Here is an 8,442-nt window from a genome sequence, read left to right on the forward strand (position 1 = left end):
GTTCTCCATTACGCGCCAGTCGGTAGATGAGCAAGCATGCTATCTCGACGGTCGCAACATTCAATCGGTTGCTGCAATAGGTAAAGGATCACTCCTCTTGTAGGTAATTTCCTACAGCAAGCAAACTTTGCTGCGCCGGCATAGAGTCGAGTCAGGCTCGACTCTCCGATTCGGGCAGATGGGCGATCTCGTCAAATCGCCGATGCAGGCCTTAACGGTTCCTTCGCCAAACGATTCAGGCAGAGCGCTGCTGCGTTCGCAGGATCTGCGACCGCCGGTCGTATCCTTCCGGCCATGCTTCCCTCGCACGGCTACCAAGGCTTCCGCACCGCCCCGACCCCCTCTGGCTGGGTCCAGATCGGTGAGCGCTGGGCGCTCTGGTACAACGGGCGCGAGACGGCTAGCGTCACGCTCGACGGCGGGCCCGGGGTCAGGCTATGGATGGAAGGCAGGGGACGTCAAGGAAGTGCGGGCCGCCAACGTCCGGCAGGTAAAGCGTTACGGCGAGCGCTGGTGCGCGGCCAGGCTCTATCCAGATCTGCCCCTTCGTGAGGCCATGGCCCGCTTGACCGACAGCACGCCGATCCAACCGCCCCCGCCACGAAGCCCGGGGCGAAGGATCCGATGAATGATGTGGGTGGGGGCAGGGGCAGGGGGCGCCAAGCTAGGCCGCGGCTACTGACCAGTGGCCGGTTTCTGGCTGCTTAGCAGCAGGCCGACGCCGGCAATGAGGCATGCGGCTAGAGCTGCGATGGACAGAGGGAGATGGAATTCCTCACGGCCAGCAGCGGCAAATGCGAAGTGGATTGCTGCTGTGCCGGCACCTACTATCCCGCACAGGCGGGCATAAGCTCGCGCGGACGGCTTGGCCAGCGCGACTTGGCGATACCCGTGCAGCAGGGCGCCGACAGCGACTAGGTTGAAGACAAGGAAACCTTGGATGCCACCGGGGACGCGGAACATGTCCCATTCGTGCCAGAACGCGGCGTCAATCTGGTGCAGGATCAATGCCACGAGTGTTGCCAGATACCACCGTTCCATGGAGCTTTCCGTCCGAGGGTTCGCGAAGTCTAACGGCCGGTTTCAGTTGCCGAGCAGGGAGGCGTTTGATCGAGGCGGGGAGAGCTGCAGTGCATCAAGGACGCGCGAGAGCCCACCAAGCCGCCAGCTACGAAACCCCGCCCGAAGGACCGCTTGGGCGCAGCGTGGTCGCAGTTGATCCGCAAGTCATTGAATTAGAAGAGCATGCAATCCCCCTCCTAAAGGTCGCCCGTTCGAATCGGGCCGGGGTCACCAGAATCAAAGAGTTGCAGTGGTTCGACAGTCCGGTGCTGTTCTTGTTCGATCGCCGGGACTGGAACCCGGGCTCTGGTCAGGTCAACGCCCGCAGCTATGGCCGCACGGTGCGCGTTCCGGAAGGCAGAAGCATGTCGACACCTGTTTCAACCCGGGCCCGACCGTCCTGGCCGCGCTCTATTGAATCTTCGAAGACGAGCGGCACCCATCTACGAGCATCGGCTCGCGACCTGATTGCGAGCGAGGTTTAAGGGCCTTCGGCTGGATACGTGAGACGAATTGGCGTGATTCGCGCCTGTCCATCGAGTATTTGAATGTCTCCTGGAATGGGAGATGCTGCGATGAGCCCCAAGGGCAAGGGTGGTGGTTCGGCCAGCCAGCACAGCACAGTGGCAACGCTATACGATGAAACGTTCACGCATAAGAATACTGTGTCTGGTGCTGATGAACTGATAGATGCGGCCGCTCTTTTCAAAGGGCTGAATCTCAATTATGGAAATGCCAAAGGCGCAGAAGTTTCCAGCCAGTGCAAGAGTCACGCGGAAATGAAGCTGCTTGCGTGCTGGTGGACGGGGCTGAAGAGCTCGAAGAATTTTGGTAGCTCAGTTGGAATCGAATTGAATGAATTCCCATGCTCCTGCTGCCATACGGTGCTCAAGGTTCTGACGATAAAAGCCGAAAAGGAGAGCGGTCCAAGGTTCAACTTGATCTGCGTCCGCATGCCCGCTGGAACCTCGACGGCCTACATGGGGGATCATGCAGGTGATGCTGGTGCCATGAACATCAATCCACCGGTCACCATTCGCTATCAAAACGGAGCAGCGACCTACCACCGTCATGCGGCGCCGCCAGCTTAGTGCTGGGTAAGGCTGCGCTGCAGAGGACATGGCGAGGGACCTTGGGGAGATGCAAAGTGGTGTCCCCGCTCACGCGGGGACGATCCTGCCTGTAGTAGTCAGGTGCGGATCACTTGGTCGGCGTCGAAGCATCCAGCTCACGTTGAACGGCATCCCTGCGGATGTCGTCTATGGCGTGCTGCTGCGCTCCAAGCATTGCTCGGCAGCGCTCACCTTCTGCACGGGCAAAGTCGATATCGCCGTGTTCGGCCATGGCTGCAGCTCTTGTCGCGGCGGCAGAACGTCGAGGGGCAACCATGGGCAACCACGCGCTGTACCTGGCCGGTTTGGTTGCGGTCAATGCGTATGCCTGTGCATGCAGCCACAGCGCCGCGGCCTGCGCTCCGTTGCCCATGTTCCTGAACTGCTCTGCGGATGCGGAGCGCCCGGCCTTCATTTCCCAGGTCGACATGAAATCCCACCATCCTGCGCAGTCCGCGAAGGTGTCAGCCGCTTCTGTTGCCTCCGCAATCGCCGCAGTGACCTCCTCACTTGCCGGAGCTTTCGGTGCAGCCGGGTTCCCCGGCTCGGCGGCCATGCCGAGGATCAGCAGAAATCCACTCAGTTCCATACAGCCCTCCGTAGCGTGAGCCAGGAATGCCCGGCTTCGGCAGAATTATTGGTCTCAGGGTATGTCCTGTAAACTGGCCTGCGAATGTCGGCCTTCGCCCGGTCGGCATTGGTACTGTGAGGTCGCGCCGTCGACCGCAATTCTCACCGCTTCGGATAACTGCCGTTCCAAAATGGCACGGGATCTGCAGGTGAAACTGCAAATAAAACAAAAAGGGCATCCCCCCTCTTGCCGTCTAGGGCAATCATTCCCTGGTCGCCCGCCCGAATCGGGTCGGAGCTGCCATGAATCAAGGGTTTGGAAGTTGCTAGAACAACGTCATTTCCCACGACCTCCCGCATATCCAGAGAATTGGACCATTCGCCGGCAGAATGGACCTCGTTTACCTGCGCGCCAGCGCGCTATCGGATGCCTGCATCGCGGCCGAGCGTGCCAGCCTGGTCAACCCGCGCAGTTTCTGCGGTGTGAGCCCGGCCTGATCGGCTGATACGTTCGACCGTGTAGTAGGACGCCGCCGCGCAGAGGACTGCCGCCCCGGATCCGATGAGCATGCTGCTCCAGCCCGAAATATCCTGCCCGCGCAGCCAATACATGATTGGGAAGTGCCAGAGGTAGATGCCATAGGACAGCTTTCCGACCCATACCAGTGGGGTCCAGCAAAGGGCACGCACGTGGTGGGCCCCCAGGACAAGCAATGCCGCGCCGATCTCTGCCATGGCCATCCATGATGTGAGGGCCGCCATTTCCTTCACGTGAGCCTGGGTCACGGCGATCCCAAGCAGCAGCGCACCCATTGGAGCGGCTGCCTTGGGTAGGGACGGGTTCCACAGGCCAGCTGCGGCGCCGAGCAGGATCCCTGACAGCCGGGTGTCGAACCGGTAGTAGGGCTGATACCAGGCGTCGTCGTTCAGCGCCACGTGCCAACGCCAGAGTGTGGCTGCGATTGCCAGGAGGAAAACGGCGGGTGCCCACCAGTGCCTTGGCAGCCGGAACACCACCATCAGCACCATCGGCCACACCAGGTAGAAGTGTTCCTCAACGGACAGGCTCCAGGTGTGCTGCAGGTACCACGGCACCCGCCAGAGGGCGAAGCCATAGTCGGAGAGATAGAGCCCGGCAACAGCTGCGTCACGCAGGTGGTTGGCATGTTCCGGGAACACCCATGGCGCCGCGGCCAGGTAAACGGCCAGCAGTAGTAGAAGGGCTGGGTAGAGCCGGCGCAGGCGACGCGCGTAGAAGGCGCCAATGCGCAGCGATCCTGTTGCTGCGTGCTGCTCGGCGAGGATGCGCGTGATCAAGTAGCCGGACAGGACGAAGAAGACGTCCACGCCGAAGAAGCCGCCAAATCCACCGAACAACCGCGCATGGAAGGCCAGCACCAGCATTACAGCGACAGCCCGCAGGCCGTCCAGCGCAGGGTTGTATCGCATGGACTCCCCTCCATGGCATCGACGCTTATTGTGCCACTGGCCGCTACCCGGGTCCCTGCTATGGCTGGAAGATGACCGTTGGTTCTGATCCGGTCACGCGCGCCCCGCAGGATGATCGTACTGAGCCATGCAAGCCTGTTCTCAAGAGCGATGTCGCCCCTTCCAATCGGGCCGGCGTGACCTCCTGCACGGCTGCTTTCGCGCCCGATCTCTGCGTCTAGCGCAGCCCCAGGCCTTCCAGTACTTCGGCCACCTGCGCCCGGTCATTGCCCTGCAGCCCAAGCAGCGGCCGCGGCAGGCAGTCGTCACTACACAGGCCCATCAGCGCGGCAGCGCATGCCATCACGCGGATGCCGCCGAAGCGATCGTACAGCGCCCAGAGCGGTGCCAACCGCGCGGATGCCGCCTCAGCGGCGGGCATGTCACCGCTGCGCGCAGCGTGGGTGATCCGCAGCGCTGCCTCGGGGAACAGGCCAGCGATCACCGAGTACCAGCCATCACAGCCCGCGGCCAGTCCGCGCACGGCGGCGGCGTCACCACTGATCCCCAGCGTGACGTGTGCAGGGATGTGGGCGCGCAACGCTGCGACCCTTGCCGCGGCTTCGACCGGATTGTCGGAGAGGCGGGGGATCTTGACCGAGCCGATGTTGGGCAGCGCGGCGATCCGCCCATGCAGTTCATCGGAGAACTGGAAGCGGGTGGTGCCGGGATTGTCGTAGACGCAGATCGGGGTGCGCACTGCCATGCTCACCGATTCGAAGAGTGTGTAGACCTCATGTTCCTTCAACGGCTGGTAGGACACCGGTGCCAGCAGCAGGCCGGCAGCGCCGGCATCTTCGGCATCCCTGGCCAGTTCCAGCACGTCGCGGGTGCGCAGGGCGCCGACGCCGACGATCACCGGTACGCCGCCGGCACGGGCGAGGGCCTGGCGCAGCACGCGCTTGCGCTCGGCTTTCTCCAGATAGGCATAGCTGCCGGTGGAGCCAAGAATGCCCATCGAGTCCACCCCGGACGCGGCCAGGCGCTCGACCAGTGCGGCAAAAGCGCGTGTGTCGATGTCATCTCCACTGAGCGGAGTAAGCGGAAACGCGCTGAGGCCTCTGAACATGGGATACCCGGGAGTGAGAAAGAGACAGGCTGCCGTCGGGCGGCAGGCGTGTGGACGCCCGGAATTGTTTATTGTCCTAGGACAAAATTCAAGAGCTGTGCTGCGGTGTGACGGCGCGTCCTGGAGCACGCACAATGGACATCCACGTCATGCACGTATCGCCATGCCCATGCAGCTGCAGCCGGTCCAGCCTTCGCACTACGCGCGCATCGCCCGTTGGCTCGATTCGGCCGCAGCCACGCAGCGCTGGGCCGGCCCGGGTGTCGCATTCCCTGTGCCGGCCGGAGCGTTCGCGCAGGTGCTTGGGCTGGGCACTCGCCCGGGGCGGGTGCTGCTGGACGGGCAGGGCGACTGCGTAGGCTTCGGCCAGTACTGGTTGAGCGAACCCGGCACCGCCCATCTGGGCCGGATCATCGTTTCGCCCCAGGCACGGGGGCGCGGGCTGGGGCGCGTGCTGATGCAGCTGATGATCGCCGAGGCCCTGCAATCTCCGGGCGTACAGCGCCTGACCCTGCGGGTCTATCGGGACAATCCCGCGGCGGTGGCGCTGTATCGCGACCTCGGATTCCGGCCCGTGGACGATGCCTCGACGCCCGACTTGCTGTTCATGCAGCGCGGTGGCGGATGACGGGCGCCGCGTGACGGGCCTTGATGCCTTCGGTACTTTTCACAACAGATGGGCTGGGCCCGGTATGCTCGGCTCCGGAATCCAGCCGGATCCGCTCATGGACCGCATACCCCAGCTTCTGGATCAGGACGAATCCACGCGCCTGGAGGTCAGCACGCTGGCCGAGGGCCAGGGCGTCCCGCTGTCGTTCGGGCACGCCTGTCTCGCGGTGCTGGTCTGCGTGTCGGGGCGTGCGCGCTTCGCCCTTGACTTCCGTGAGGTGGCGGTGCAGCGGCACGACGTGCTGGTGCTGGCCGAGGACACGCTGGCGTTGTTGCGGCAGCGCTCGCGCGGCTTCCTGGCGGTGGTCTGCCTGATGCCGAAGGCGCTGGCGTCCGAAGTGGCCTATGTACTGCCCAACGCGCTGTTCAAGTTTCTGCAGCAGCAGCCCCATTGCACGCCGTCACCGCTGGAGGTGCCGTTGCTGCAGGGCTGGCTGCAGCAGCTGATGGATGCACACCACACCGGCGGCCGGTATCGGCATGTGATGCTGCGCGCTCTGCTGCAGACCTTCTTTCTCAAATTCGCCACGCTGCTGCCGGCGAAGGGCGCGCCCACAGCGCAGATCAGCCGGCGTGAGCGCCTGGCCTGGAACTTCTGGGAGCTGGTCGGCCAGCGCAGCACGCGCCAGCGTGACGTGCAGTCCTACGCCGAGGCGCTGTGCATCACCCCGTTCTATCTGTCACAGCTGACCCGCGAGTGCTTCGGCCAATCGCCGAAGGCGCTGATCGACCGCCAGGCGGTGCTGGAGATCAAGGCATGGCTGAGCTACAGCGAACTGCCGATCGGACGCATTGCCGAGCGCCTGTGCTTCGAGGATGCGTCCTACCTGTGCCGCTATTTCCGGCGGCATACCGGGCAATCGTTGACCGCCTACCGCCGCGCGGGGCAGGGCCTCGCTAGTGGGATACGAACAGCGGTGCCGGAACTTCGGCCAGCAGGTTCTCGGTGACTCCGCCGAGCACGCGTTCCACCACCCGGCTGCGGCTGTAGGGGCCCAGCACCAGCAGGTCCGCTTCGGCATCGAGGACATGCTGTCGGATGGTTGCGGCAACGCCGCCCTGTGTGGAATTGACCGCCTGGATCTCGACCTCGACCCCATGCCGGGCCAGGTGCTGGGCCATTTCGGCGCCCGGTGCGGCCTCCGCCTTGGGGGTGTCGACCATCAGCAGGTGCACGGCCTGCGCGCGGGCGAGCAGGGGAAGCGCATCGGCCACCGCGCGGCGTGCCTGCTTGCTGGCATTCCAGGCGACCACGATGCGCTGGCCAACCTGTTCGCCGCGCCAGTGCGGCGGCACCAGCAGCATCGGCACGCCGGTCTGGCGCAGCGTGCCGAGCGGGTGCCAGCCGCTGGGCGCACCCGGCGTGTGTGGATAGCCGGCGACGATCAGGTCGCAGTACAGCGAGTGCAGGGACAGATCAGCGCCGCCCAGATAGTCCGAAACGATGCGCAGCTCGGTGCTGATCCGCAGCGGCTCGGCGGCCGCGCGCAGGTTCTGCATCAGCTGCGCGGTGCAGGCGGCATCGGCACGTGCTTCATGGTCGAGTGCAGCGGCAATGCCGGCACCCCGGGCGAAGCCGCTGGCGATGTCGGTGGGGTGCTGGGCGGTGGAGACCGCGATCAGGTGGGACTGCTGGACCTGCGCCAGCCGGGCGGCGATGTTCAGGACCCGGTGCCCGGTGTCGCTGGCATCGAACAGCACGGCAATGTCGCGTAGCGGATGCAGCATGGCGTTGTCTCCTTCGATGCCTGTGACGCGATCCCTGCGTGCACCGACCCGGGTGCACCGGACGCACTGCAGTTGTAGCTCAATCGTGATTCTGATGAATCATCTTTGATTCAGTTCATTAATTGATGATTCATGCTAGCGTGAGGCATCCCGAATCCGGTACTTCCATGCGTCCTGCCGCACGTTCCCGCCGCGACCTGCACCATGCCCTCGCAGCCACGCTGGTCAGCCACCCGCGCTGCACGCTCAGCGAACTGGCCAGCGGTGCCGGTATCAGCCGGGCGACGCTGTACCGGTTCGCGCCCACCCGCGAAGCGATCGACGAGGCATTGTTTGCGGCGGGGTTTGAACGGCTGGAGGCGGCGGCCACCTGGTTCGACGCGGATGCCGACGCGATGCAGGTGCTGGAACGCGTGACCGAGGTGTTGCTGGCCGATTGGGAGCTGGTGACGCTGCTGTTCGCGCGCATGATGGAAGAGCAGCAGCGCCAGGGCGATCTGCATCTGCTGCCCGGGCGCTGGGCGCCGATTGGCGAGCGTTTCGAGGCTTTTTTCCTGCGCGGCCAGAAATCCGGCGTGTTCAATCTCGGATTCACCGCCGTGTGGCTGGCCGACTTCTACTGGACCTGCTTCTACGGCACCACCTGGTCACTGGCGCGCGGCCGGTTGGCGCCGGCGATGGCAGCGTCGACGCTGCTGGCGTCCTTCCTGCGAGGCGCGAAGCAGCCCTGAGGCCCTATACCGC

General features: G+C 64.3%; 9 protein-coding genes and 1 pseudogene. 5 read left to right on the forward strand and 5 right to left on the reverse strand.

Annotated elements, in window-relative coordinates; all coding sequences use genetic code 11:
• Window positions 1–294: 294 nt before the first annotated feature.
• Window positions 295–601 (forward strand): annotated as a pseudogene (locus QRO93_RS21610) (hypothetical protein); the annotation flags it as partial.
• Between the two features lie 74 nt (window positions 602–675).
• On the opposite strand, the gene QRO93_RS05610 reads toward QRO93_RS21610, so the two are convergent.
• Window positions 676–1,041, reverse strand: coding sequence for a DUF6713 family protein (locus QRO93_RS05610; RefSeq protein WP_180878157.1), 366 nt, complete (start codon window positions 1,039–1,041; stop codon window positions 676–678).
• Window positions 1,042–1,637: 596 nt separating this feature from the next.
• Here QRO93_RS05610 and QRO93_RS05615 point away from each other — a divergent pair.
• Window positions 1,638–2,153: a hypothetical protein gene (locus tag QRO93_RS05615; RefSeq protein WP_180878156.1), complete on the forward strand. Its 516-nt coding sequence runs from the start codon at window positions 1,638–1,640 to the stop codon at window positions 2,151–2,153.
• 109 nt (window positions 2,154–2,262) lie between these two features.
• Here QRO93_RS05615 and QRO93_RS05620 read toward each other — a convergent pair whose 3' ends face one another.
• The 3 genes from QRO93_RS05620 to QRO93_RS05630 all read right to left on the reverse strand — a co-directional run bounded on the left by QRO93_RS05620 (window position 2,263) and on the right by QRO93_RS05630 (window position 5,301).
• Window positions 2,263–2,763, reverse strand: a complete 501-nt coding sequence (locus QRO93_RS05620) for a hypothetical protein (protein WP_180878155.1) — start codon at window positions 2,761–2,763, stop codon at window positions 2,263–2,265.
• A gap of 401 nt (window positions 2,764–3,164) precedes the next feature.
• A complete protein-coding gene (locus QRO93_RS05625; protein WP_180878154.1) occupies window positions 3,165–4,193 on the reverse strand; it encodes an acyltransferase in 1,029 nt (342 codons plus the stop codon).
• A gap of 217 nt (window positions 4,194–4,410) precedes the next feature.
• Window positions 4,411–5,301: a dihydrodipicolinate synthase family protein gene (locus QRO93_RS05630; RefSeq protein ID WP_180878153.1), complete on the reverse strand. Its 891-nt coding sequence runs from the start codon at window positions 5,299–5,301 to the stop codon at window positions 4,411–4,413.
• Window positions 5,302–5,464: 163 nt separating this feature from the next.
• Between QRO93_RS05630 and QRO93_RS05635 the strand changes: the two genes are divergently transcribed.
• Window positions 5,465–5,929: a GNAT family N-acetyltransferase gene (locus QRO93_RS05635; protein WP_180878152.1), complete on the forward strand. Its 465-nt coding sequence runs from the start codon at window positions 5,465–5,467 to the stop codon at window positions 5,927–5,929.
• Between the two features lie 97 nt (window positions 5,930–6,026).
• Window positions 6,027–6,920 carry an AraC family transcriptional regulator gene (locus tag QRO93_RS05640; protein WP_180878151.1) on the forward strand — a complete coding sequence of 298 codons (894 nt, stop codon included), beginning with the start codon at window positions 6,027–6,029 and terminating at the stop codon, window positions 6,918–6,920.
• On the opposite strand, the gene QRO93_RS05645 is transcribed toward QRO93_RS05640, so the two are convergent.
• Window positions 6,868–7,698 (reverse strand): universal stress protein, encoded by an 831-nt coding sequence (locus QRO93_RS05645; protein WP_180878150.1) that lies wholly within the window; start codon window positions 7,696–7,698, stop codon window positions 6,868–6,870. The two genes, QRO93_RS05640 and QRO93_RS05645, sit on opposite strands and share 53 nt — an antisense overlap.
• Before the next feature lie 167 nt (window positions 7,699–7,865).
• On the opposite strand from QRO93_RS05645, the gene QRO93_RS05650 reads away from it, so the two are divergent.
• Window positions 7,866–8,429: a TetR/AcrR family transcriptional regulator gene (locus QRO93_RS05650; protein WP_180878149.1), complete on the forward strand. Its 564-nt coding sequence runs from the start codon at window positions 7,866–7,868 to the stop codon at window positions 8,427–8,429.
• Window positions 8,430–8,442 lie beyond the last annotated feature (13 nt).

The organism is Stenotrophomonas maltophilia group sp. Smal17, assembly GCF_030237045.1.
GTDB lineage: Bacteria > Pseudomonadota > Gammaproteobacteria > Xanthomonadales > Xanthomonadaceae > Stenotrophomonas > Stenotrophomonas forensis.